Below are 24,358 nucleotides of genomic sequence, written 5' to 3'. Positions count from 1 at the left end.
GGGCCGGCCTTGCGCATGGCGGTGAGGAGGGTCAGTCGTTGCTGGTGGTCCAGTCGGCGGGACCGTTTGAGCCGGCGGCGTATTCCTCCATGGGGACGGTGCCTTTCTTCCAGGCGTCAAAGGCCGGTGCCACGATCCGCCAGCAGTCCTCGGCCGTGTCGCCACGGACGGAAAGGAGCGGGTCGCCGTTGAGCACGCCCTCAAGGACTTCGCCGTACGGCAGCAGGGGGTCGCTGGACAGTTCCGTTTCGAGCTGCACGCGGTCCAGGGTGAAGAGGTCGCCGGGTCCGTTGACGTCCAAGTCCAGCGTGAGCGTCTCCGGCCCGAGCCCGATGTGGAGCCGGGTGGGGGAGTCGGTGCCGGTGAAGCCCTTCGGCAGGTGCGGCACCGGCTTGTAGGTCACCACGGCTTCCTTGCGCGCCCGTCCCAGCGCCTTCCCGGAGCGCAGAATGAACGGCACCCCGGCCCAGCGCCAGTTGTTGACGTAGACCTCCACCTCGGCAAGCGTTTCGGTGTCGTTGGCTGGGTCCACGCCCTCCTCGGCCACATAGTCGGGCACCTTCCGCTTTCCGATGGTGCCTTTCGTGTAGCGCGCCCGCCGGGTCGAATCAGCCAGGTCGGGCTTGTAGGAGTTGCCGATGGTGCTGGCGCGGAGCACGGCGGAAATGCTGGAGCGCACGTCCTGCTGGTCCAAGGTGGCCGGCGGCTCCATCGCCATGATGGCCATGATCTGCAGCAGGTGGCTTTGGATCATGTCCCTGCCTGCGCCGGCATGGTCATAATAGCGGGCACGGTTTTCCAGCGTCAGGTCCTCGTCAAAGATGATCTCGACCTTTTCAACGTGCTCCCCGTTCCACAACGGTTCCAGCAGGCGGTTCGCGAAGCGCAGGCCCATGATGTTCAGCACCGTCGACTTGCCCAGGAAATGGTCCACGCGGTGGATATGGTCCTCCGGAACCAGTCCGGCCAGCGTCTCATTGAGTGCGTGCGCGGATGCGGCGCTGGAGCCGAACGGCTTCTCCATCACCAGGCGGGTGCCGGCCGGCAGTTCCTTTTTCTTCAGGACCTCACAGGCCTTTTGGCTGATGGCCGGCGGCAGCGCGAAGTACAGGGCTGCCGGACCTTCCACCGCGGCCAGGAGTTCGCCAATCGCTCCCTTGGCGGTCACGTCGACCTGTTGGTAGCGGCTGTCCTTCTGGACCTTCTTCAGCTCCTTGATGCCGGCCGTGGTGGATGACCCGCCGGGTTCCATAGCCTCGGCAAAGCTCTCCGTCATCCGGTCCTGCCACTGTTTTGCACTCCAGTCGTCACTGCCGGCGCCCACCAGGGTGATGCCGGGTGCCCGCCCCGACGCGATGAGGCGTGCGACGCCGGGGAGCAAGAGCCTGCCTGTCAGGTCGCCCGAGGCGCCCAGGATGACCAGCGTCTTGATGCGCTTACCGCCAGAACTCCCGGAACCGCCTGAAGCCGCGGCGGTCCCCCAAGCCGGGGACCCGGCGTCGGCCTTGACAGAAGACTTTGCCGGAGTGGAAGCCCCGGAGCCGGTGTGCGACGGGCCGCGGGAGGCGGGAGTGGTGGCTGACTGTGGGCTGCGGGTCACTCTTGTGGTTTTGGTCACCCACCCAGCATGCCACTTAATCCAGGGGATTTCCTTTCCCCGCGGACCCACGGGGTGACGGCCGAAAGGCAGTGCGGCCGGCAGCGAAAGGGTGCAACGAACGCCCCCGCACTTGATACCCTTGATAGTTGAGTCCCACAGGAAAGGGAGCGGGCAGCCTTTAAGGGCTGGCCCGCCGTTCTCATCCTGCAAATTCGAATCGCCGCACCCGCGGCCTTGCCGCCATGGCCGGGCCGCGCGGGTGATGGCTGTACCCCAGACGAAAGAAGTACACGGCGCGTGTTCAACTCCCTATCTGACCGGCTGACAGCAACTTTCAAGAACCTGCGCGGCAAGGGCCGGCTCAGCGAGGCTGACGTCGACGCCACCGTCCGGGAGATCCGTCGCGCCCTGCTCGATGCCGACGTCGCCGTTCCCGTGGTGCGCGAGTTCACCGCGAAGGTGCGCGAACGCGCCCTGGGCTCAGAGGTCAACGAGGCGCTGAACCCGGCGCAGCAGATCGTCAAGATCGTCAATGAGGAACTCGTGACGATCCTGGGCGGGGAGACCCGGCGCATCAACCTGGCGAAGAACCCGCCCACCGTCATCATGCTGGCCGGCCTCCAGGGCGCGGGCAAGACCACGCTGGCAGGAAAGCTGTCCAAGTGGCTCAAGGCCCAGGGCCACAGCCCCCTCCTGGTCGCGGCCGACCTCCAGCGCCCCAACGCCGTCAAGCAGCTCCAGGTCAACGGTGAGCGTGCCGGGGTGCCCGTGTTCGCCCCGCACCCCGGCGTGTCCAGCGAATTCGAAAATGCCACCGGCGATCCCGTGGCCGTGGCACGGGCCGGTGTGGCCGAGGCCAGGTCCAAGCTTCACGACGTGGTCATTGTGGACACCGCCGGCCGCCTCGGCATCGACGCCGAACTGATGGCGCAGGCCGCGAACATCCGCGCCGCCATCAACCCGGACGAGGTCCTCTTCGTCATCGACGCCATGATCGGCCAGGACGCCGTCACCACGGCCAAGGCCTTCGACGACGGCGTGAACTTCACCGGCGTGGTCCTCTCCAAGCTCGACGGCGATGCCCGCGGCGGCGCGGCACTGTCGGTCGCGTCCGTCACCGGCAAGCCGGTCATGTTCGCGTCCACCGGCGAGTCCCTGGACGACTTTGAACTGTTCCACCCGGACCGCATGGCCAGCCGCATCCTGGACATGGGCGACGTCCTCACGCTCATCGAGCAGGCCGAAAAGAACTGGGACAAGGGCGAAGCCGAGCGGATGGCGCGGAAGTTCGCCGACCAGGAAGACTTCACGCTGGATGACTTCCTGTCCCAGATGCAGCAGATCCGCAAAATGGGCTCCATGAAGAAGATGCTGATGATGATGCCCGGCGCGGCAAACATCCGCCAGCAGCTGGAAAACTTTGACGAACGCGAGATCGACCGGGTCGAAGCAATCGTCCGCTCCATGACCCCGCACGAGCGCGTGGCCCCGAAGATCATCAACGGCTCCCGCCGCGCGCGCATCGCCAAGGGTTCCGGCGTGCACGTCTCCGAGGTCAATGGCCTGCTGGAGCGCTTCGGCCAGGCCCAGAAGATGATGAAGAAGATGGCCCAGGGAGGCGGCATTCCGGGCATGCCCGGCGTTGCCGGTCCCGGCGGCTTCGGGGGCGCCCGCAAGGGCAAGAAGGTGGTGAAAAAGAAGGCGCGCTCCGGCAACCCGGCCAAGGCGGCCGCCGAACTCAAGGCGGCACAGGAGAAGGCCAACGCGCCCAAGTCCCTGCCGACCGGTGCCGCCTTCGGCAGCGGCAGCGGGGACTTCGACCCCGCCAGCCTAAACCTGCCCAAGGGCTTCGAGAAGTTCCTGAAGTAGGACCGCTTTCCCGGAGCCAGGTCCGGCATGCGCGGCTGAGCCGGGCACTACGCCACACGGCGTGCGCGCGGCGCCAGCGCGAACGCCGCCAGTGCGGGCAGCACCGCCAGCGCGAAGCAACCGGCGAACGGCCAGGCCCCGCCCAGCCCGGCGAGCGCGGCGAACACGATGGCCGTCGCCGCCAGGGCAAGTGAGGCGCCGATGGAGTCGGCGATGCTCAGCGCGGAGCTGTTGAAGCCCTGGGTCTCCACCGTGGAGTACTCGAGGGTCGCGACGCTGGTGCGCGGATACATCAGTCCCATGCCGAATCCGCCCAACGCCCATCCGGCGATGGCGACCGCGGGCACCAGGGTGAGGGCCGCCGTCGCACCTGCCGCGGCGATGGCCAGGCACAGGAAAACGGCGCCGAAGCGGATGCTGCGCGCATGGCTGAGGCGGCCGCCCAACCGGCTTTGCAGCCACGAGCCGACCGCCCAGCACAGGCCGGAGACGGTCACGGAGAGCCCGGCGGCCAACGGCGGGAAGCCGTATCGCACGGTCAAGAGGTAGGGAATGTACACGTCGGCGCCGAAGAACGCGCCGGCAACCAGGCCGCGGCTGAGAATCACGCTGGGTAGGCCGACGTCGGACATCAGCGTGCGCCGGGGAAGCAGCGGGCGCAGCGCCAACAACGCGATGACGGCCGCCGCCGCGGGGCCTATCCAGAAGAGCAGGCCCTTGGAGTCGGCCAGGAGGTTGACGCCGAGCACGGCCGCCGCGGCCAGCAGGGCCCAGCCGAGGCGGCGCAGGTTCCACGGAACGGTCGGCCCGCCGGCGGGACGGCGCAGCCGGGCCATGGCGGGGATGACCATGGCCAAGGCGGCAGCCACCAGCCCAATGACCCCCAGAAACACCCACCGCCACCCAAGGGTCTGCGCAATCAGCCCGGCGATCAGCGGGCCGACGAGCGAGGGCACAACCCACGAGGCGGCAAACGCGGCAAAGATCTGCGGGTGGAGTGCGGACGGGTAGGCCCGGGCCACCACCACGTAGAGGGCAACGGTCAGCGCTCCGGTGCCGAGCCCCTCCACAAGGCGGCCGGCCAGGAAGACCGGCATGCCGGGTGCGGTGCCGACGACCGCCAACCCGGCGGCGAACAGCACCACGGAGGCGTAGAGGGAACCCCTCGGACCGGCGCGGTCGCACCAGTTTCCGGCCAGCACCATGCCCACGACGCCGGCGGCCAGGGGTCCCGCGAAGGCGAGCGCGTAGAGCGCCGCACCGTCCAGTGCCGCGCTGATGGTCGGCATGATGGTGGTGATGGCCAGCGCCTCGAAGGCGGACAGCACGATGAGCGCACAGATCCCCAGCGTGACAGTGCGGTAGCCGCGGCCGAGAATGCCGCCGGGCGCTGCCCCGCCGGGCGCTGCGTCCTCAACCCGCGCGCCGGAATTCTCTTCCTCGACACTCACACATCCCACAGTAGAACCTCACATGGCGGCGAGGAGGTCGATATGGATATTTGAGGTCGATATATCAGCCTCAAATATCCATATCGACATCCTCCGCGCTGGAGACGGGCAGGCAGCGGCCCCGAGCGGCACCTTTTGCCTGCCTACCCGGGGAATTGGCAGGAAACTGGTAGAAAACTGCCAGAGAACGCCCATTGGCAACCGTGACCTGCGGAACACCGCGCAAATGCCCATCCGTGCCAGGCAAAACGGCGTTCCTTAGGCCTTTTCGTGGCCAAATCGTCCTCCTGACAGTACGGCGGGGGAGGTTTACAATCTCCAGTAGGAGCCTTGAGTGGACCAGACAGGCCCGCTTCCGCGCTCTGCCATGGAGGCGCATGATGAAAAAGTTGCGAACTCATGGGGGGATCCGGAAGCCGATCTTCCGGATATTTGGAAGTATTGCAGTGGTTTTGCTGGCATTGACGGGGTGCTCCTCCGGAAGCGGGAACTCGAGCCCCACCTCCAGTTCAGGAAATGCCCCGGGAAAGTCTGCCAACACCGCCACGTTCGCGGAACCGCCCAACACAGTGCCGAACTGGATTTGGCCCTTCTCGCCACTCGCTGATTTTACCGTTTCCAACTCCTCGGACCTGCAGTACCTGCTGTTCCGGCCGCTGTACTGGTTCGGCAACGACGGCAAGGCCGAGGTCAGCGATTCGCTGAGTCTGGCCGCGGAACCCGTTTTCAGCAACGGCGGCAAGACGGTCACCGTCAAGCTCAAGGACTACAAGTGGTCCGACGGCACCAGCGTGACGGCACAGAACGTGATGTTCTGGTACAACATGCTCAAGGCGGAGAAGAAGAACTACGCCGCGTACACGCCGGGCCAGTTTCCGGACAACGTCGTCTCCGTCTCCACACCGGATGCGAAGACCATCGTGTTCAACACGGACAAGGCCTACAGCCAGCAGTGGTTCCTGTACAACCAGTTGAGCACCATCACCCCCATGCCGGACGCCTGGGACATGACGGCCGCCAACACCAAGGGAGACTGCGCCACGAACGAGTCCGGCTGCGCTGCCGTCTACAAGTACCTGATTTCACAATCGAAGGACCTGCCGACGTACGCCACCAACCCGCTGTGGCAGGTCGTGGACGGGCCGTGGAAGCTGACGAAGTTCAACGCCGACGGCCACATCACCTTTGTTCCGAACCCCACCTACTCCGGGCCGGTCAAGGCCAGCCTCAAGGAGTTCATTGAGGTTCCGTTCACCACGGACGACGCCGAATTCCAGGTCTTGCGCGGTGGGAACACCATCGATGTTGGTTACCTGCCCACCCAGGACCTGCAGGCAGCCAAGCCGGCCAGCACCGGCCCCGCCGAGGCCGGGCCCAACCCCTTGAGCGCCAACTACACGCTGGCGCCGTGGTTCCTGTACGGGATCAACTACTTCCCGATCAATTTCAACAACCCCACCGTGGGGCCGATTTTCAAGCAGCTCTACTTCCGCCAGGCACTGCAGTCGGTCGTTGACCAGCCAGCCATCCTGAGTTCGGCGGCGAAGAACTACGGGGTGCAAACCACCGGGCCCGTGCCGCTTTATCCGGACAGCCCGCTGATTTCCCAAACGGAGAAAAACAACCCGTATCCGTTCAGCATCGCCAATGCCAAGAAGGACCTCACCGACAACGGATGGACGGTCAACCCGGGCGGCATCAGCGTCTGCGCCAAGCCGGGCAGCGGTGCCGGCGAGTGTGGTGCGGGCGTCGCGGCTGGCGCCAAGGCTACATTCAACCTTCAGTATGCCAGCGGCAACCAGACAATCACGACCGCCATGCAGTCGATGAAGTCGAACGCCGCCCAGGTCGGCATCACGCTGAACATCACCCCGGCTCCGTTCAATACGGTGACCGGAACCTCAATCCCCTGCTCGGGCAAGACCTGCACGTGGCAGATGGGAAACTGGGGCGGTGGCTGGGTGTACGCACCTGACTACTACCCGACGGGCGAGGTGCTCTTCGAGACCGGTGCCGGTTCGAACAGCGGCAGCTATTCCAACCCGGCCATCGACAAGCTCATTGCCGACACCACCACGCAGAGTGGCACGGCCGTGATGCAGGCCTACGAGGATGCGCTGGCCAAGGACCTGCCCGTGATCTGGCAGCCGAACTACACCTACAGCCTGACCGAGGTGGCCAACGGCCTCCAGGGCGCCACGACGCAGAACCCGTACAGCGCCATCAACCCCGAGGAATGGCACTACTGAGCCGTCCTTCGGGCACAACAACAAAACACCATCACAGGGACGAGGGTGGTCCAGCCATGGCAGGCGCAGGAGCATTGGCCAGCATGGGACCGGCGAGGCGCGCGGCATCATGATTGGCTACATCCTGCGCCGCCTGGCCCAGGCCATCCTCGTGGTCCTTGTGGTGACCATCATTGTCTTCATCCTGCTGCACCAGCTTCCCGGCGGTGCGGCGCGGGCCATCCTGGGGCCGCGGGCCACCGCGCTCCAGGTGGCGCAGTTCAATGTCGCCAACGGCTACGACCAGCCCTTGTTTGTCCAGTATTTCAGGCAGCTGGGCGAGTGGTTCAGCGGCAACTTTGGCTTTTCCGTCAAGCTGAACCAGTCCGTCAGTTCGCTGCTGATCCAGCGCCTGCCCAAGACCGTCATCCTGAGCCTGCTCTCCCTGCTGCTCACGGTCATCGTCGCCATACCGCTGGGCATCTACCAGGCAGTCCGGCGCAACCGCTCCTTCGACTACGTGGCCACGGGGTTTTCCTTCATCTTCTACGCGGCGCCGACCTTCTTCATCGGCATCATCATGATCGAGGTCTTTTCGCAGAACCTGGGCTGGTTCCCGCCGGAGGCGCCGCAATCCAACGGTGTGGGTCCCATCTTCCAACAGTTCGACGCCATGATCCTGCCCATCGTCACCCTGGCGCTGCTGAGCATTGCCGGGTTTTCCCGCTACATGCGGTCCTCGGTGCTGGACAACGTCGACCAGGACTATGTCCGCACGGCCCGGGCCAAGGGTGCCTCGCCAACCCGCGTCTTGTACCACCACGTGCTGCGGAACGCACTGATCCCCATCATCACGCTGCTGGGCCTGTCCCTGCCGGCACTGTTTGCCGGCGCGCTGGTGACCGAATCCATTTTTAATTTTCCCGGCATGGGCCTGCTGTTTTGGCAGGCGGCGCAATCGTCCGACTACCCGGTGGAACTGGGCGTGGTGATCATCACGGCGTTTGCCACCGTGGCCGGGAACCTGCTGGCGGATGTTTCGCTGGCCATCATCGATCCGAGGGTGAAGCTGTGAGCGATCCAAGCAGGGCGAAGGTCGAGGTATCCGGCGAGGCGCCGCGCCCGGAAGGGCCGCCGGTTGCCGCCACGGGCCTGCCCGCAGGCAAGGCCAAGAGCATGTTCCGCCTCGGCTTTGAGGTCTTCATCCAAAACAAGCTGGCGATCGTGGGGATCGTGGTCCTGGTGCTGGCCGTGGTGTTCTGCTTCCTCGGGCCGCTCGTCTACAAAACGGATCAGGTCACGGTGAACCTGCTCCAGGTCAACCTGCCGCCGGGCCCGGGCCATCCGCTGGGCACCAACGAGACCGGCTACGACCAGCTGGGCAGGCTGATGGTGGGCGGGCAAACGTCCCTGATCGTCGGCTTTGCCGCCGCCATCATCGCGACCATCGTCGGCACGGTGTGGGGCGCCATCGCGGGCTTCTTCGGCGGCCTGGTCGACGCCGTCATGATGCGCATTGTCGACGCGATCCTCTCCATCCCCATCCTGTTCCTTCTGCTGTTCATCGTCACCATCGTCTCCCCAAGCGTTCCCGTCATGATCTTTGTGCTGGGCCTGACGGCGTGGCTGGTGCCCGCACGGCTGGTGCGCGGGGAGTCCCTGACGCTGCGCGTGCGCGAATACGTGCAGGCAGTGCACGTCATGGGCGGATCTTCCTGGCATTCGGTGCTGCGGCACATCATGCCCAACGTGATCGGCACGGTCATTGTCAACGCCACCTTCCAGGTGGCCGACGCCATCCTGCTCATCGCCTACCTCGGCTACCTGGGCCTGGGCATTTCGCCGCCGGCCACCGACTGGGGCGGCATGCTCAGCAACGGCACGGCCTTCATCTTCACCAACTACTGGTGGCTCATCTACCCTCCGGGAATCCTGATCATCGTGGTGGTGGTGGCCGTGAACCTCGTCGGCGACGGGCTGCGCGACTCCGTGGAGGTCAGGCTGCAGCGGCGCTGAAGGAACAAGCGCAACCCGGCCCTCCGGCGTCGTACATCAGGCAGGAAAGGAAAGGCAGCACCATGGCACTCCTGGAGATCACGGACCTCAGCACGGACATCCAGCTGAGCAAGTCGGTGGTGCATGCCCTGGACCATGTCAGCCTGCACGTGGACGCCGGGGAAACGCTGGGGCTGGTGGGGGAGTCCGGCAGCGGCAAGACCATGACGGCCATGTCCATTGAGAGGCTGCTCCCGCCCGGAGGCCACATCACCCGCGGCGAAATCCTCTTCGACGGCGAAGACCTCGTGCAGCTGGACGAGCCCAGGCTGCGCGAGATCCGCGGCGGGGACATCGGCATGATCTTCCAGGACCCCATGACGTCGCTGAACCCGGTCATCCCCATCGGCGACCAGGTGGCCGAGCCACTCATGCTCCACCGCGGGCTGTCCAAGCGGGACGCGATGAAGCGGGTGGTGGAAATGTTCGGGCTGGTTGGCATCCCCAGCCCCCTCCAGCGGGTCAAGGACTTCCCGCACCAGCTCTCCGGCGGCCAACGCCAGCGCGTGATGATAGCGATGGCGTTGATCTGCCAGCCCAAGCTGCTCATCGCGGATGAGCCCACCACCGCCCTGGACGTGACGGTGCAAAAGCAGATCCTGGAGCTCGTGGACAGGCTGCGCGATGAATTTCACATGGCCATGATCCTGGTCACCCACGACCTCGGCGTCATCGCCGGCAGCGCCGACCGCGTGGTGGTCATGTACGCCGGCAAGGTGGTTGAAATGGCCGATGTCCACACCTTGTTCGCCGCGCCCAAGCACCGCTACACCGATGCCCTGTTCGAGGCGCTGCCCGAGCGCGCCGCCGGGACGGGCGAACGGCTGTACTCGATTCCGGGCCTCCCCCCGGACCTCGTGGACCCGCCCCCCGCGTGCCGCTTCGCGCCGCGCTGCCGATTCGCCGTCGAATCCTGCCGCGCGCAGGTGCCGCCCGTGACCACCATCGCCACCCCGTACGGTCCTCAGGAATACGCCTGTTTTGTCCCGCGCACCACGCCGCTGAAGGTGCCCGAGCCCGTGGACCTGCGCACCACCGTGCCCGAGGCCGCGCGGGTGGAGGCCGCGGAGCTGGAGGCCGGCATGGACCTCTCCGACGTCCCGGACGCCCATGTCAGGCACGACGCCGGGACCCGGCCGGGCGCGATGGTCACCCCGGGTGCGTCCCACCGGGCGACGGAGAAGCCGGCCGACGGCGCGGCGTCCGACGACCGCGGCTGGGTGGCGCCCACCACGTTCATTCCGGCCGACGGCATCCCGCTCCTTCAGGTGCAGGGGGTGGTGAAGGACTTTCCGGTCACCGCCGGCGCCGTGCTGCGCCGCCACGTGGGGGACATCAGCGCCGTCGCCGACGTCACCGTGTCCATCCCGCGCGGGCGGACACTGGGGCTCGTGGGGGAGTCGGGCTGCGGGAAGACCACGCTGGGGCGGCTGGTGGTGGGGCTGGACGTGCCCACGGCCGGGAAGATCCTCTTCCGCGGCAGGCGCATTTCCCAGCTGCGCGGCAAGGAGGCGAAGGAGGGTCGGCGCAACGTGCAGTTCATGTTCCAGGACTCCTACGCTTCGCTGGACCCGCGCATGCGCGTGCGTTCCATCCTGCGCGAGCCGCTGGACATCCAGCACGTGGGCTCGCCGCGCGACCGCAACGAGCGGGTGGACGAGCTCCTGGCCGCCGTCGGGCTTCCCGCCCGGGCCGCCGAGCGGTACCCGCACGAATTTTCCGGCGGGCAGCGCCAGCGCATCGGCCTGGCACGGGCGCTGGCCCTGCAGCCGGGGCTGATCGTGGCCGACGAACCTGTCTCGGCGCTGGATGTGTCCATCCAGGCGCAGGTGCTGAACCTGATGAAGGAGCTGCAGCGCGACCGCGAGCTGACGTACCTTTTCATCAGCCACGACCTGTCCGTGGTCCGCTACCTCTCCGACGTCATCGCGGTCATGTACCTGGGCCGGATGGTGGAAGTGGGGCCGGCCGCGGCGGTGTATTCGCACCCGCAGCACCATTACACGCGCGGGCTGATCGACACCATCCCCATCCCGGACCCCATCGTGGAGCGGCAAAAGGCGAAGCTGGGGGTGCGGGGCGAACTGCCCTCGGCGATGAACCCGCCCAGCGGCTGCCGCTTCCGCACCCGCTGCCCCATGGCGCAGGAGATTTGCGCGAAGGTGGTGCCGCCCCTGCAACCGGGCGGGGGATCGGTTCCCATGCCCGCAGCGGACGTGGAGGCGGCAACGGCCGCCGCCGCGGCGCACGGGACCATGGTGCACATGACCGCCTGCCACTTCCCCATCAACGGGCACGCCGCCGCGGACACCCTGGTCGAGGGGACCGTGACGCCGGGCGCCTAGCGGGCCGGGGTCCGCCTGGAGACAGCGGCCAGCGGCTTGGACCCCTGGGTCCGCGGGCCCAGGGGTCGACGGCCCTGTCAGGGTGGTCCGGTACCCTGCTTGAATGACTAAACCCCGGATCGTGTTTGTGCACGGGATCGACGGCTACGGCGCGTCGGCCTGGCCTGTCCAACACCGCCTGGCCGGGCGCTACGATGCCCTCTTCCTGAAGCGGTCCGGATTTGACGCCGTCGAGCCTCCCGTGGCCACAGACTTTGCCGGCGATGCCAGGATCGTCATTGATGCCTTGGCCGACGGCGGGCACGTCGTGGCGCACGCGCAGGGCGCCATCGCAACAATGATGGCGGCGGTGGAGCGGCCAGACCTCGTCAGGTCCCTGGTGCTGCTCGAGCCTGCCCTGCTCTCGCTGACGGCCGAGCTGCCCGCCACCACCGCCTACCGCGAACATCTCGCGCCGCTGTTTGCGCGCAGCGCGTCCCTGACCGACACGGCGTTCTCCGCCGAGTTCCGCCGGCTGACGGCGTCCATGAACGGGCCCGGCGGCAGGCCTGGCGCCTTCGCTGCCGGTACGGCTCGGCCGCGGACGGTCCCGGCGGAGTCCGCTGCCAGGATCGCGGCCCGCGTTCACCTCCAAGCGCCTCAGTGGGACGCGCCGGTCCACATAGTCCCGGGCGTGCCCACGCTGGTCGTCACCGGCGGATGGGAGCCGCTGTATGAGGAGATCGCCGCATACCTCGCCGCCACCGGCGCCCGCCACGAGGTCACCCGCGGCGGCCACCGGCCGCAGGACTCCGAGGCAGGGGCGGCCCTGATTGAGGAGTTCATCGGCGGCGTTGAGGCCGGCGGCTGACGACACACGACGCTCGCGCCGCCGCTCCGGCGCGAAGGGCCAGCGCGACGGCCGACACGAAGGGCCCGGGCGACGCCCGACGCCGCCGCTCCGGCAGCTATGAACCCGGCGCTCCTGGCTGCCGCGTCGCTGCCGATCTGCCTCTGGTCCGGAGTTCCGGGCGGCTTCGGGTATGACGATTCCGATCTGCCGGGGGGCGCTTCGCGGCGAAGAATAGTCCCCGAGAGTACGGCAGTGGCGGGGTCGCCGGCTGCCGGCCCGCCGGGAGCTGTACCGTGCGTGAATACCACCCTTGCGGAGGTCGAAACGGATATTTGAGGCCGGCATGGACAAATGAGGTCGATAAATCAGCCTCATATGTCCATATCGGCCTCATATCTGCATCTCGGCATCCTGAGCTGCACCAAGGCGCGAGGGCATGGGCGGGATCGTGGCCCGTCAGGCCCACTGGTACGTTCTGGGGCGCCCGAACGTTCCAGCGGACCAGCCGGGCGGTTCTCGCATTCACGGCTTTGGATCTCGGGGCGGGCGACGCCGGACCTGTACAGGAAAGGGGGTCGGTGCCAGGCCGTAGGATCGTTCCATGCTTGAAATCCGTCCGGCGGCCTTGAGTGAATTCTCACTTTTGCCTGCCCTGGAGGCAGACGCGGACCAGGCGTTTGCCACCCTGGATCCACCGTTCCCCTTCGGCGACTTTCCGCCGCCGGGCACGGCCGCGAGCTATGCCGGCGCTTTCCACATCATGGTTGCCGGCCGCCCGCCCGTAGGGTTCGCCCGCCTGGAAGTCGTCGACGGGCAGGCCCATTTGGGCCAGCTGGCCGTCAGCCCCGAGCACGCACGGCGGGGGATCGGCCGGGCGCTTGTCATGGCGGCCAAGGCGTGGGCGCTGGAGGTCGGCTTTCACACGATGACGCTGTGCACCTTCGCCGACGTGCCCTTCAACGGACCGTTTTACGCCAGCTGCGGCTTTGTTGAAATGCCCGGAGGGCCGGAACGGCCGCTGCCGCCTGGGTTGGCAGCCCTGCGCCGCGACGAAGTGCGCCTGGGCCTCGACGCCCTGGGACGCCGCATCGCCATGTGCGCAGACCTTCGGTGAGGTGCGGCTTGCTCTGGCTTCGCGGCCCGGGCGGGGCAGCACCGGTCTGACAGCACGCGCGGGCAGCCCCCTCGCGACCAGCCCCCGCGGGGCGCACCGGCAAAACTGCCGGGCATTAATGGGTCATCTGCCCCATGTTGTTGGAGTGCCGCAACATTAGGCTCGTGACACAGCAAAGGAGCACGCAATGACAACCACAACACCACAGGAATCCGCAGCCAGGGCCGAATCCGCAGCAACGCTGCCCGACGACCCGGCTGAACACTTCGCCGGCTACGCCGTCATGGGAGTGCCGTTCAGTTCCGGGCACTACCTGGCGTTCCGGCGCTTCCCGGCCAGTTCGATCGGCCCCGGCTATCGCGCCGTCTGGCTGCGCACCCCCGACGGGCACTGGAGCATTTATGCCGATGTCCCACCGGACCGCAGCTGCGCCAGGTACTTCGGAGCCGCAGCGGCGGAGACCGTGACCGCGCAGGTCGACGCCGAGTGGACGGGCGCCTGGACACTGACGGTGGGAGTGCCCGGCGTCGTACATTGGAAGCTGGAGCTTGCGGCAACCTGGGTCACGGCCGCGGCCACGGCGATGGCCCTGCACTTCCCCTCCGCACTGTGGCGCAGGGACAGCATGGTCAACGCCATGGGCCGGATGATGGGGCCGGCCCTGGGTGCGGGAAAGTTGAAATTTGCCGGACTTGTCCCGAATGGACAGTCGTTCCAAGCCAAGCCGCTGCGCGTCTGGGCCGTCACGGGCAGCAGCGCCATGATCGACGGCGTCGACGCCGGCGCCCCGCAGCCGCTGCCGGTCCAGGACCACCTGGCTGATTTTTGGCTGCCGCAGCGGGGGTTGTTTGTGGCGGACACCAGCGTCAGGTTCCCGTCCACCGCGGCATCCCCTCACGACGCACTTGCCGGATCATGAAAGGACGGCCGCACCATGAGCATCATTGAAACCACCCCGGAATCGACTGCAGCAGGGCCTGTCGCGCGGATTTACGCCGACGACCTCCAGGCCCTCGGCTACGTCCCCAGCCACACGAGGGCCATGGCAGTGAACCCCGAAGCCCTCGCCGCCTGGCGGGCGCTGCAGGCCGCCATCGCCGGTTCGCTGGGAGTGCGCCGCTACGAGCTGGTGACGCTGGCAGCGGCGCGCGGCCTCGGCTCAACGGCCTGCCTGCTCGCGCACGGCAAGAAGGCGCTGAACTTCATGACGGAGGACGAACTCATCCGAGTTGCCCACGACTACCGCACGGCCGGCCTGCCCCGGGAAGAGGTGGCCATGATGGACTTTGCCGTCAAGCTGAGCACCAGTTCCGCCACCATGGACGACGGCGATTCCCAGTCCCTGCGCGATGCCGGCTTCAGCGACAGGGAGATCGTGGACATCGCCTTGGCAGCCGCGGCCCGCAACTATTTCAGCAGGGCGCTGCAGGCGCTGGCCGTGGACGTCGATGTTCCGCCCGGGCTGGGACGCGAACTGCAGGACGCCCTGCTGGCACCCCTCCGCGGATCGGCGGATCACCCCGCCGGCGCCCCGGCGCCGGCACCGGTTCCAGACGACTGACCAGCGTCCCGGGAAGCGGGCGGCCTTACACTGGAGATGTGGCAGCGCGCGGTTTCGGGGACTCGACCTGGCCTCCCACGGCCCCCGGGCCTGCGGGAATGTCTCCGCGGCCTCCGGCAGCGGCCGGACGCGCCGAAGTCCTGGCAGCCCTGTCCCTGGCCATCGACTTGGGACTCGGCCAGCCCATGGAGCACATGTTGCGGGCCATGCTGCTGGGGATGCGGATGGCCGAACAACTCGGAATCGGGCAGGAAGCACGGGGACGGATCTACTACGCCAGCCTTCTGGCCTGGATTGGCTGCCACGCCGACTCCTTTGAGCTGGCGGCGCGCTTTGGGGACGACATCGGTTTCCGCGCCGACTATTACCTGATCGACGCACAGGGGCTTCCCATGCTGTCGCTCATGCTTCGCCGCACGGGCACGGAACTGCCGCCGCTGCGGCGTGCGGCCCGGCGGTCCCGGTTCGTGGCCACGGCGAACACGGCGGTCAGGGATTTGATCCGTTCCCACTGCGTGTCCGCCGGCCAGCTGGCGACCAGGGTGGGGCTGGACCCGGGCCTGCCGGCCATCCTGGGCCACGCCTTTGAACGCTGGGACGGCAAGGGGCTTCCGGCGGGGAGGTCCGGCGTCGAAATTCCCCTGGAAATGCGCATAGCCCAGCTGGCCGACACGGCCGAGGTCTTCCTGCGGACCGCCGGCGCCGAGGCTGCCGTGGCCATGGTCAGGCAACGTCGCGGCACCCAGTTCGACCCGGAGCTGGCGGACTTGTTTTGCGGGCACGGTGCGGAGCTGACGGCGGGGCTGCTGGACGGCGATCCGTGGCCGGCCGCGCTCGCAGCGGCACCGCGCGACGCGGCCCTGTCGGAGGCCGACATGGATGCGGTCCTGGCCGCCATGGGAGACTTTGCCGACCTGAAATCCCCGTGGACGGCGGGACACTCCCGGGCCGTGGCCTTCCATGCTGCGGCCGCCGCCGCTGAATGCGGGCTCCCCGACGTCGACGTGGGTCTGCTGCGCCGCGCCGGCTGGGTCCACGATCTGGGCCGGATGGGCGTTTCCAACGCGATCTGGGACAAAGAAGCGGAACTGTCGTCGATGGAGCGCGAGCGGCTGCACATGTACCCGTTCCTCAGCGAGCGCATCCTGGGCCGGGTGCCGGGCCTGCGGCGGGTGGCCGCGCTGGCCGGTGCGCATCACGAACGACTTGACGGGTCCGGCTACCCGCGAGGGCTCACGGGCGCGGAGCTGGATGCGGGCCAGCGCATCCTTGCCGCGGCCGACTACTACCAGACCAGCCTGGAGCCGCGTCCGCACCGTCCGGCCGCCGCGCCGCAGGAGGCCGGTGAGCGGCTGCACGCCGAAGTGGTCACAGGCCGGCTGGATGGGCGTGCCGTTGATGCGGTCCTTGCCGCCGCGGGCCGCGGCGATCCCCGGCGGCGCAGCGGACCCGCCGGGCTGACGGCCAGGGAACTGGAGGTGCTGGCGCTGGTGTGCCAGGGGAAGAACAACCGGGACATCGCCGCCGCGTTGTTCATCGCGCCAAAGACCGCACGCAACCATGTGGAGCACATCTACGAAAAGACCGGGTCCGCCAACCGCGTCTCGGCCACCATCTTCGCCTTGGACCACGGACTGTGGGACCGGTCGGCAAACAGAACGGAATCCCGGGAATAACTTGAAGCTTCAAGTAGTTTGATACGATATGAACACCACAAACCTTGGAGAAGCCATGACCAGCCAGCAAGACCTTTTGTCCCCCGGCCTGCAAATGGGCACTGTGATGCTCAAGGTGGGGGACATGTCCCTGATGGGCGACTACTACCACAAGGCGCTCGGACTTGACGTCGTCGCCGAGGCCGACGGCGGCCAGTACCTGGGCCGCGGCACCACGCCGCTGGTCCACCTGCAGCCGGCCGGAGGCCTCCACGTCCCCGGCCGCGGCGAGGCCGGACTGTTCCACACCGCCCTGCTTTTTGAGGACCAGGCAGCCCTCGCCGCCACCGTGGCCAGCGCCGCCCACCACAATCCGCAGCTGTTCGTCGGAAGCGCCGACCACCTGGTCTCGGAGGCGTTCTACTTCACCGACCCCGAGGGCAACGGCATTGAACTGTACTGGGACCGGCCGCGGGACGCCTGGACCTGGAGCGGCGGCACCGTTCAGATGGACAGCCTGGCCCTGCCGCCGCAGCAATACCTCCAGCGGCACCTGACCGAAGAATCGGTGGCCGCGCAGCGGGACGCAGCGGCCGGCGTCGGACATGTCCACTTGCAGGTGGGGGACGTCCAGACAGCCGAAAAATTCTACGTGGACACGCTCGGCTTCGAACGCACGGCGGGGTGGCACGGCCAGGCGCTGTTCGTCTCCGCGGGCGGCTACCACCATCACATGGCCATGAACGTGTGGAACAGCCGCGGAGCCGGGCCCCGCAAGGACACCTTGGGCCTCGGCGAAGTCCTGATCAAGCTCCCCGGCCAGGACGACGTCGGTGCGCTCGCCGAGCGCCTTGGCCACCATGGCATTGCCGTCGCCAACACCGGCGCCGAGATCCTCTTCGATGACCCGTGGAAGAACCGGATCCGGGTTAGTGTGGAGACTGCACCCGCCGCGGCCCAGCGCTGACCCGGCACCCCCTTCGCGAAAGGCACAGTGTGGCCCTTTACTCCGAGTTCTTCATTGCCGACCACCACCAGGCCGTTGCCCGGGCCAAGGCCCGCGAAGCAGGAACGTCGCCCGCCGTGGACGTTCCCGTGCTGCCCACCCCGGGCCTGAGCGACTTTGAAATTGAGATTTTGGGGGAGCTTGCCGTGAAGAAGGTCCATGCCACGGGCGTCGGCGCCGAACTCAGCCTGGTGGACATTGAGCTGGATTCGCTGTACGCGGTTCCCGACGCGCTGCTGGAAGTCTTTGCCGAGCTCAACGCGCCGGAAGAGCCGGACGACGTCGTGGAGCTGGCCGCCGAGTGGGCTGCCGCGGAGGAGATGGAGTCCACGCCCGAGGTTACCGAGCCGCTGTTGCGCGCCCTGGCGGCCATGGCCGTCGCCGCCACGGCCGTGGCCGAAGACAATGCGAAAATGGGGTTGTTCTTCTTTTCGGCGGCATGATCCCCGGCCGCTCCCACCCGCTCCGACCGCTCGCACGAGTGCTGACGTTGGCTGCGAGACCGGTGGTTACAACGGCTTTTTTGTCGCCAACATCAGCACTCGCGGCGCCATGACGCAAAACACGCGGCGTGCACGGTGTCACGCGTCGCACGGGTGCGGGATTATCTGGCATAATGGACGGGTACTCGATCCGTGCGGCCCCTCTCTCCGTTCGATGATCCTGTCCTTAGAAATCTGCGTGATCGGCCCGCCCCACGGGAGCGTGATAGCGGAATTCGCCCCTTTTCGAACCAGGAGTAACCACAAAAGTGGCCGTAAAGATTCGCCTTAAGCGCTTCGGCAAGATGCGCGCACCGTACTACCGCATCGTCGTCATGGACTCTCACGCGAAGCGTGACGGCCGTGCCATCGAGGAAATCGGCAAGTACCACCCCACCGAGCAGCCTTCCTTCATCGAAGTGAAGTCTGACCGTGCCCAGTACTGGCTCGGCGTTGGCGCCCAGCCGTCGGAGCCTGTCGCCAAGATCCTGAAGATCACCGGTGACTGGCAGAAGTTCAAGGGCATCAAGGGCGCCGAAGGCACCTTGAAGACGAAGGAAGCCAAGGCTCCCTTTGTCGCTCCCGAAGCCAAAAACCTTGTTGTCAAGGAAGCCATCACCAAGAAGGCCGCCAAGGCTGACGAGGCTGAGGCTGCCGAGAGCACCGAGGCAGAGTAGCTTGTTGGCTGAAGCGCTGGAGCACTTGGTCCGTGGGATAGTTGACTCTCCCGACGACGTCAAGGTGGGCCTCAACAACAACCGCCGCGGGGAATCCCTCGAGGTGCGCGTTCACCAGGATGATCTGGGCCGGGTCATCGGCCGCCAGGGACGCACCGCCCGCGCGCTGCGCACCGTGGTGGCAGCCCTGGCCCACGGCGAGCCGGTCCGGGTTGACGTAGTCGACACCGACCGCCGCCGGTAACCTGCCGCCACTTTAGCCTTGCGCCCGCACGTGGCGAGGCAAAAGCTTTCAGTAGTAAAGCCACGCGTTTGGCCCCGGCACCATAATGGTGTCGGGGCCAAATCTTTTCCCGGCCATTGCGGCCCCCAACCACCACGCACCAAGGAGTTCACATGCAGGTTCAGGTTGCCCGGATCGGCAAGCCACACGGCATTCGCGGCGAAGTGACAGTGCTTGTCCTCACAGACGCCCCCGATTCCCGGTTTTCCGTCGGAACTGAATTTGCCGCCGAGCCCGCGAAAATCGGCACGCTCACGGTGCGCAGTTCGCGCTGGAACAAGGACATCCTGCTCCTTGGCTTTGAGGGCGTGGACACCCGCAACGACGCGGAACTGTTGCGCGGCACGACCTTGTTCTTCGAATCCGACGAAGACACGGACGACGACGCCTGGTACGAACACGAACTGCTGAACCTTGAGGTCAGGGTCGGCGCCCGGACCGTTGGCAAGGTCACGGGCCTGCGCACGCTGCCCGTCCAGGACCTGCTGATCGTCGAGGACAACGACGGCGACGAAGTCCTGGTCCCGTTCGTGGACGAGATCGTCCCCGAGGTGAACATTGAAGAGGGCTACGTCCTCCTCACACCCCCGGCGGGCCTGTTCACGGTGAACAAGGAGGCCTCAGAAAACGATGAATCCGGCGAGGCCGCTGAAACGGAAGGCCAGCAGGACTGATGCGCTTGGACGTGGTCAGCATCTTCCCCGAGTACCTGGCGCCGCTGGAACTGAGCCTCATCGGCAAGGCCCGCACCGAGGGCCTGCTGGAACTGGCCGTCCACGATCTGCGCGGCTACACGCAGGACCGCCACCGGACCGTGGACGACACCCCGTACGGCGGCGGAGCCGGCATGGTCATGAAGCCCGAGCCGTGGGCGCAGGCCCTGGAAGACATCGCCGCCTCCAGCCCCGCGTCCGAGGGCGCGCGGCCCACCCTGATCGTCCCGTCGCCCGCGGGCGAGGTGTTCAACCAGGCCCTCGCCTACGAGCTGGCCGAGGAGGAGCATCTCGTGTTCGCGTGCGGCCGCTACGAAGGCATTGACGAACGCGTCCTGGAATGGGCCACCGACAGGTACACCGTCCGGCCCGTCAGCCTCGGCGACTACGTCCTGAACGGCGGCGAAGTCGCCGTGCTGGCCATGGTGGAGGCCATCGGCCGCCTCATCCCGGGCGTCGTGGGGAACCCCGAATCGCTCGTTGAAGAATCGCATTCCGACGGACTGCTGGAATACCCCGTCTACACGAAGCCTTCAAGTTGGCGCGGCCGGGACGTCCCCGAGGTGCTGCTCAGCGGCAACCACGGCAAGATCGCCAAGTTCCGCAGGGAAAACCAGCTGCGCCGCACGGCCGCCCGCCGCCCCGACCTGCTGGACAAGCTGGACGTCTCCAACTTCAGCAAGACCGAACGCAACGTGCTCTGGGAACTCGGGTACGCCGTCGAACAGGGCAGGGCGGTGCGCCGGACCGGGGAGTAAGGAGTCCCTCCGCAGCTGCCAGCGGCCCCCCTTGACAGCTTCCCGCCGCAGGCCTACGTTGAGGGCAACATTGGAGCGGTCAATCCGTGGCAGTCGTGCCGGCAGGATGCAGCATGGGGCGCAGGAGCCATCGGTCCGACCGATGCGGCAGACGCCGCGGAACGCTGGGGAGAGCACCATGCAAAAAGACTTAGCCGTCCGGGTCCTCAGCGGGGCCGCCGCGTTCGGCACGGTGCTGGCATTGAGTGCCTGCGGCTCGGGCTTCGGCGGAAACGCGGCCTCGACAGGCTCCGGGGCGGCAGGGGGAGGAGGCGGCCTGACCTCGTCGTCGTCCGCCCTGACGGTCATGATCGGTTCCAGCGGCAACGCCGAAACCAATGCGGTGAAGAGCGCCGTGGCCGACTGGTCCAAGTCATCCGGAACGAAGGCCACGGTGATCGCGGCCAGCAACCTTGACCAGCAGCTGGCTCAGGGGTTTGCCGCCAAAAAGCCTGCCGACGTCTTCTACCTCTCCACCGGCTCGCTCGCCGGGTACGCCGCCAACGGCTCGCTTTTGGCCTACGGCGACCAGCTGAAGGACACCTCCGACTTTTATCCCACGCTGGTGAAGTCGTTCACCTACAACAACAAGCTCTATTGCGCGCCCAAGGATTTCTCCACCCTGCAGCTGGTCATCAACACCGACATGTGGAAGGCCGCCGGGCTCACCGACTCCGACTATCCAAAGACCTGGGACCAGCTGGAGGCCGTCAGCAAGAAGCTGACCACCGGCAAGCAGACCGGCCTGGTTGTCAGCGGCCAGTATGAACGGCTCGGGGCGTTCATGGTCGAGGCCGGCGGGAACCTCATGAACGCCGACAGCACGCAGGCCACCGCGAACAGCGCAGCGAACGTCCAGGCGCTCACGTACGCCAAGAAGCTCCTGAACGACGGCGCCATGAAGTTCGCTGCGGACGTCGGCGCCAGCTGGGGCGGCGAGGCGCTCGGCAAGGGCCTGACAGCGATGACGATTGAAGGCAACTGGATCACCGGCGGCATGCAGTCCGACTACCCGAACATCAAGTACAAGGTCATCCCGCTGCCGTCCGGCCCGAAGGGGCAGGGCACGCTGGAGTTCACGAACTGCTGGGGCATTGCGGCCGACAGCCCCAACCAGGCAGCCGCGCTGAAGCTGGTGGAGCAGCTGACCACCAAGAGCGACCAGCTCGGCTTCGCGAAGGCGTTCGGGGTCATGCCCTCCATCCAGTCCGCGGCGGACTCCTGGAAGCAGGAGTATCCGCAGCTCGCCCCATTCCTCGAAGCCGCTGCCTACGCCCAGGGCGTGCCGGCAGCCAAGGGTTCCGCCGCCGTCGTCAGCGACCTCGATTCAAAGCTGGGAAGCCTGGCCAAGAGCGATCCAAAGACACTCCTGGATGAGACACAGAAAAACCTCCAGGCCCTGCTGAAGTAGCCGTGTCCGCCAACGCCGTGCGGTCCCGCTCGGGTATCCACGGCCACGAGACCGCCTCCGGGTGGCTGTTCACCGGCCCGGTGCTCTTCCTGCTCGGCCTGTTCCTGGTGATCCCCGTCCTGATGGCACTGTGGGTGAGCTTCTCCGACTGGGGCGGCCGCGGCAGCCCGTTCTCGGCCGGTGTGCACTTCATCGGCTTCGACAACTACTCCAAGCTGCTCGCCGGCGGCGGGCTGGCGGAGCAGGACTTCGGCACCTCCCTGCGCAACAACGCCTGGTACGTGGTGCTCGTGGTGCCCTTGCAGACGGCGCTGTCCCTCTTCCTCGCCGTGCTGGTCAACCGGGCCGTCCTGCGCGGCCGCGGCTTCTTCCGCACGGCGTTCTACTTCCCCTCCGTCACGAGCTCCGTGGCCATCACCGTCCTATGGCTGTTCCTGTTCAGCTCCACCGGCAGCGTCAACAAGCTGCTCTCCTACATCGGCATCACCGGGCCGAACTGGTTCAACGAACCCAGCGGCATCCTGCACGACCTCCTCGGCGTGTTTGGCGTGCAGAACGGGCCCGCCTTCCTCACCGGCGGCACGTTCCTCGGGATCTCGTGGTGGGACTGGCTGGCCGGGCCGTCGGTGGCTATGAGCGCCTACATCATCATGGGGATCTTCACCACCAGCGGAACCTTCATGCTGTTGTTCATCGCCGCGCTGCAAAACCTCGACCGCGACGTCACCGAGGCGGCCATGGTCGACGGCGCCAACGGCTGGCAGCGCTTTTGGCAGGTGACCCTGCCGCAGCTGCGCCCCACCCTGTTCACCGTGCTCACCCTTGGCCTGATCGGCTGTTGGCAGGTCTTCGACCAGATCTACACCGGCACCCAGGGCGCCCCTGACAAGACGACGCTCACCCCGGCCTACCTGTCCTATCAGGCCGCCTTCCAGGACCAGGGCTGGGGGCAAGGCGCCGCGATCGCATTCATCCTGTTCGTGATCATCGTGTTCTTCACGCTCTTCCAACGCTGGGTGCTGCGCGAACGCAAGGTCTCCCGGCGCAAGATGCGGCCCTACCTGTCCGTGGGAACAGGCAGCAGCGGCGTCCCGGCCGGCGCCGCGGCCGCGGGGCCACCACCGACGCCGGACGGAGAACGCCGATGAGCATCACCCGGTCAACAGACACAGCCGGCACGAAACAGCACCCCGTGCGCCGCCGGGACCGCAACGGCACCGTGGCCGCCACGTCCGTGCTTTACGCCGTCCTCATCGCCCTGGCCGTCATCTACATCTTCCCGTTCCTCGTGCAGGTGGCGACGTCGTTCAAATCGGAGACGGAAGCGGCGCAGAGCCCGGTTTCACTGGTGCCGCAGGTGTGGACGACGGCGGCCTACCGGGGGCTGTTCGCCCACTCGGACTTCCCCGTCTGGTTCAAGAACTCCGCAATCGTCACCGTCTGCGTCACCCTTGGCCGCGTGTTCTTCGACTCGCTCGCCGGCTACGCCCTGGCCCGCCTGCACTTCCGTGGCAGGGGCGCCATCTACGCCGGTCTCATCGCCGTGATGAGCGTGCCCGGCGTCGTCCTGCTCATCCCCAAGTTCCTGGTGCTCAACCAGGTCGGCATCTACGACTCATACACCGGGATGATCGTGCCCCTCCTCACCGACGCGGCCGGCGTGTTCATCATGAAGAACTTCTTTGAATCGGTCCCGATCAGCGTCGAGGAGCAGGCCCGGATCGACGGGGCCGGCACGTTCCGGGTGTTCTGGTCCATCGTCCTGCCCATGTCCCGGCCGGCCCTGATGACCATCATCATCCTCTCCTTCCAAGGGTCGTGGAACGAGCTCTCACACTTCATCGTCTCCACCCAGTCGCCGGCTCTGACCACCCTGACGAAGGGGGTGGCCTCGCTGGCCAGCGGACAGCTGGGAGGGCCCACCCAGTATCCGCTCAAGCTTGCCGCCGCCGCGCTGATGACCATTCCGGTCGCCGTCATGTTCTTCATCTTCCAGCGACGGATCATGAACGCCACTGAGGGGGCCGTGAAGGGATGAGCCACGGCGGGGCCGCGCCCGCGCCCCGGGCCGGGACCCGGCGTCGTGCCGCCGACATCCTGCTGCCGGACAATTAGTTGTTGCCCCGCACGGTGTGGCAAAATGGGGGAAGTGCCTACTGGGCGCGTTCCTGCCACAGGGGGAGCGTTCGTCAACAGGGCGGCACGCCGGGATTCATCCTTGATACCCCGGGCTAAAATCTTTCGCTTTCCATGACTGGCCCCGCGCCGTCCATGGGGGC

21 protein-coding genes are annotated in these 24,358 nt (G+C 67.0%); 19 read left to right on the top strand and 2 right to left on the bottom strand.

Annotated elements, in window-relative coordinates; all coding sequences use genetic code 11:
• Window positions 1-31 precede the first annotated feature (31 nt).
• The gene (locus tag DMB86_RS14845; protein WP_113719595.1) at window positions 32-1,432 is read right to left on the bottom strand and encodes a glucose-6-phosphate dehydrogenase; all 1,401 of its coding nucleotides are present in this window, start codon (window positions 1,430-1,432) and stop codon (window positions 32-34) included.
• 465 nt (window positions 1,433-1,897) lie between these two features.
• On the opposite strand from DMB86_RS14845, the gene ffh reads away from it, so the two are divergent.
• Entirely contained in the window at window positions 1,898-3,469 is a 1,572-nt protein-coding gene (gene ffh, locus DMB86_RS14840) for a signal recognition particle protein (protein ID WP_113718483.1), read from the top strand.
• 47 nt (window positions 3,470-3,516) lie between these two features.
• On the opposite strand, the gene DMB86_RS14835 is transcribed toward ffh, so the two are convergent.
• A complete protein-coding gene (locus DMB86_RS14835) occupies window positions 3,517-4,920 on the bottom strand; it encodes an MFS transporter (RefSeq protein WP_113718482.1) in 1,404 nt (467 codons plus the stop codon).
• Window positions 4,921-5,366: 446 nt separating this feature from the next.
• On the opposite strand from DMB86_RS14835, the gene DMB86_RS14825 reads away from it, so the two are divergent.
• The 18 genes from DMB86_RS14825 to DMB86_RS14735 all read left to right on the top strand — a co-directional run bounded on the left by DMB86_RS14825 (window position 5,367) and on the right by DMB86_RS14735 (window position 24,117).
• Window positions 5,367-7,169: an ABC transporter substrate-binding protein gene (locus DMB86_RS14825; RefSeq protein ID WP_171814511.1), complete on the top strand. Its 1,803-nt coding sequence runs from the start codon at window positions 5,367-5,369 to the stop codon at window positions 7,167-7,169.
• Between the two features lie 109 nt (window positions 7,170-7,278).
• A complete protein-coding gene (locus tag DMB86_RS14820) occupies window positions 7,279-8,223 on the top strand; it encodes an ABC transporter permease (protein ID WP_113718479.1) in 945 nt (314 codons plus the stop codon).
• Entirely contained in the window at window positions 8,220-9,164 is a 945-nt protein-coding gene (locus DMB86_RS14815) for an ABC transporter permease (RefSeq protein WP_227878404.1), read from the top strand. The genes DMB86_RS14820 and DMB86_RS14815 overlap by 4 nt, the downstream gene beginning before the upstream one ends.
• 62 nt (window positions 9,165-9,226) lie before the next feature.
• Complete coding sequence (locus DMB86_RS21110) at window positions 9,227-11,548, top strand: ABC transporter ATP-binding protein (protein ID WP_236783340.1); 2,322 nt, start codon at window positions 9,227-9,229, stop codon at window positions 11,546-11,548.
• Window positions 11,549-11,651: 103 nt separating this feature from the next.
• The gene (locus DMB86_RS14800; RefSeq protein ID WP_113718478.1) at window positions 11,652-12,398 is read left to right on the top strand and encodes an alpha/beta fold hydrolase; all 747 of its coding nucleotides are present in this window, start codon (window positions 11,652-11,654) and stop codon (window positions 12,396-12,398) included.
• Between the two features lie 583 nt (window positions 12,399-12,981).
• Window positions 12,982-13,494, top strand: a complete 513-nt coding sequence (locus tag DMB86_RS14795) for a GNAT family N-acetyltransferase (protein ID WP_113718477.1) — start codon at window positions 12,982-12,984, stop codon at window positions 13,492-13,494.
• A gap of 187 nt (window positions 13,495-13,681) precedes the next feature.
• Entirely contained in the window at window positions 13,682-14,413 is a 732-nt protein-coding gene (locus DMB86_RS14790) for a hypothetical protein (protein ID WP_113718476.1), read from the top strand.
• A 15-nt stretch (window positions 14,414-14,428) separates the two neighbouring features.
• On the top strand, window positions 14,429-15,055 hold the full coding sequence (locus tag DMB86_RS14785; RefSeq protein WP_113718475.1) for a carboxymuconolactone decarboxylase family protein: 627 nt from the start codon (window positions 14,429-14,431) through the stop codon (window positions 15,053-15,055).
• Between the two features lie 98 nt (window positions 15,056-15,153).
• Window positions 15,154-16,731, top strand: a complete 1,578-nt coding sequence (locus DMB86_RS14780; RefSeq protein WP_113718474.1) for an HD domain-containing phosphohydrolase — start codon at window positions 15,154-15,156, stop codon at window positions 16,729-16,731.
• A gap of 55 nt (window positions 16,732-16,786) precedes the next feature.
• Entirely contained in the window at window positions 16,787-17,677 is an 891-nt protein-coding gene (locus DMB86_RS14775; RefSeq protein WP_113719592.1) for a VOC family protein, read from the top strand.
• 29 nt (window positions 17,678-17,706) lie between these two features.
• Entirely contained in the window at window positions 17,707-18,159 is a 453-nt protein-coding gene (locus DMB86_RS14770) for a hypothetical protein (protein WP_113718473.1), read from the top strand.
• 308 nt (window positions 18,160-18,467) lie between these two features.
• Complete coding sequence (gene rpsP, locus DMB86_RS14765; RefSeq protein WP_113718472.1) at window positions 18,468-18,875, top strand: 30S ribosomal protein S16; 408 nt, start codon at window positions 18,468-18,470, stop codon at window positions 18,873-18,875.
• Between the two features lies 1 nt (window position 18,876).
• On the top strand, window positions 18,877-19,119 hold the full coding sequence (locus DMB86_RS14760; protein WP_113718471.1) for an RNA-binding protein: 243 nt from the start codon (window positions 18,877-18,879) through the stop codon (window positions 19,117-19,119).
• Window positions 19,120-19,271: 152 nt separating this feature from the next.
• On the top strand, window positions 19,272-19,832 hold the full coding sequence (gene rimM, locus DMB86_RS14755; protein WP_113718470.1) for a ribosome maturation factor RimM: 561 nt from the start codon (window positions 19,272-19,274) through the stop codon (window positions 19,830-19,832).
• Entirely contained in the window at window positions 19,832-20,629 is a 798-nt protein-coding gene (gene trmD / locus DMB86_RS14750; RefSeq protein ID WP_113718469.1) for a tRNA (guanosine(37)-N1)-methyltransferase TrmD, read from the top strand. The genes rimM and trmD overlap by 1 nt, the downstream gene beginning before the upstream one ends.
• A gap of 178 nt (window positions 20,630-20,807) precedes the next feature.
• Window positions 20,808-22,079 (top strand): sugar ABC transporter substrate-binding protein, encoded by a 1,272-nt coding sequence (locus DMB86_RS14745; protein ID WP_113719591.1) that lies wholly within the window; start codon window positions 20,808-20,810, stop codon window positions 22,077-22,079.
• 2 nt (window positions 22,080-22,081) lie between these two features.
• Window positions 22,082-23,227 (top strand): carbohydrate ABC transporter permease, encoded by a 1,146-nt coding sequence (locus DMB86_RS14740; RefSeq protein ID WP_113718468.1) that lies wholly within the window; start codon window positions 22,082-22,084, stop codon window positions 23,225-23,227.
• A complete protein-coding gene (locus DMB86_RS14735) occupies window positions 23,224-24,117 on the top strand; it encodes a carbohydrate ABC transporter permease (RefSeq protein WP_113718467.1) in 894 nt (297 codons plus the stop codon). Before DMB86_RS14740 ends, DMB86_RS14735 begins: the two co-directional genes overlap by 4 nt.
• The last annotated feature ends 241 nt before the right edge of the window (window positions 24,118-24,358 follow it).

Origin of the sequence: Arthrobacter dokdonellae, from assembly GCF_003268655.1 — a bacterium.
In the GTDB taxonomy this organism is placed as follows: Bacteria; Actinomycetota; Actinomycetes; order Actinomycetales; family Micrococcaceae; genus Specibacter; species Specibacter dokdonellae.
Note: the sequence above shows the minus strand (reverse complement) of the source record. Positions and strands in the feature narration are given on the sequence as shown.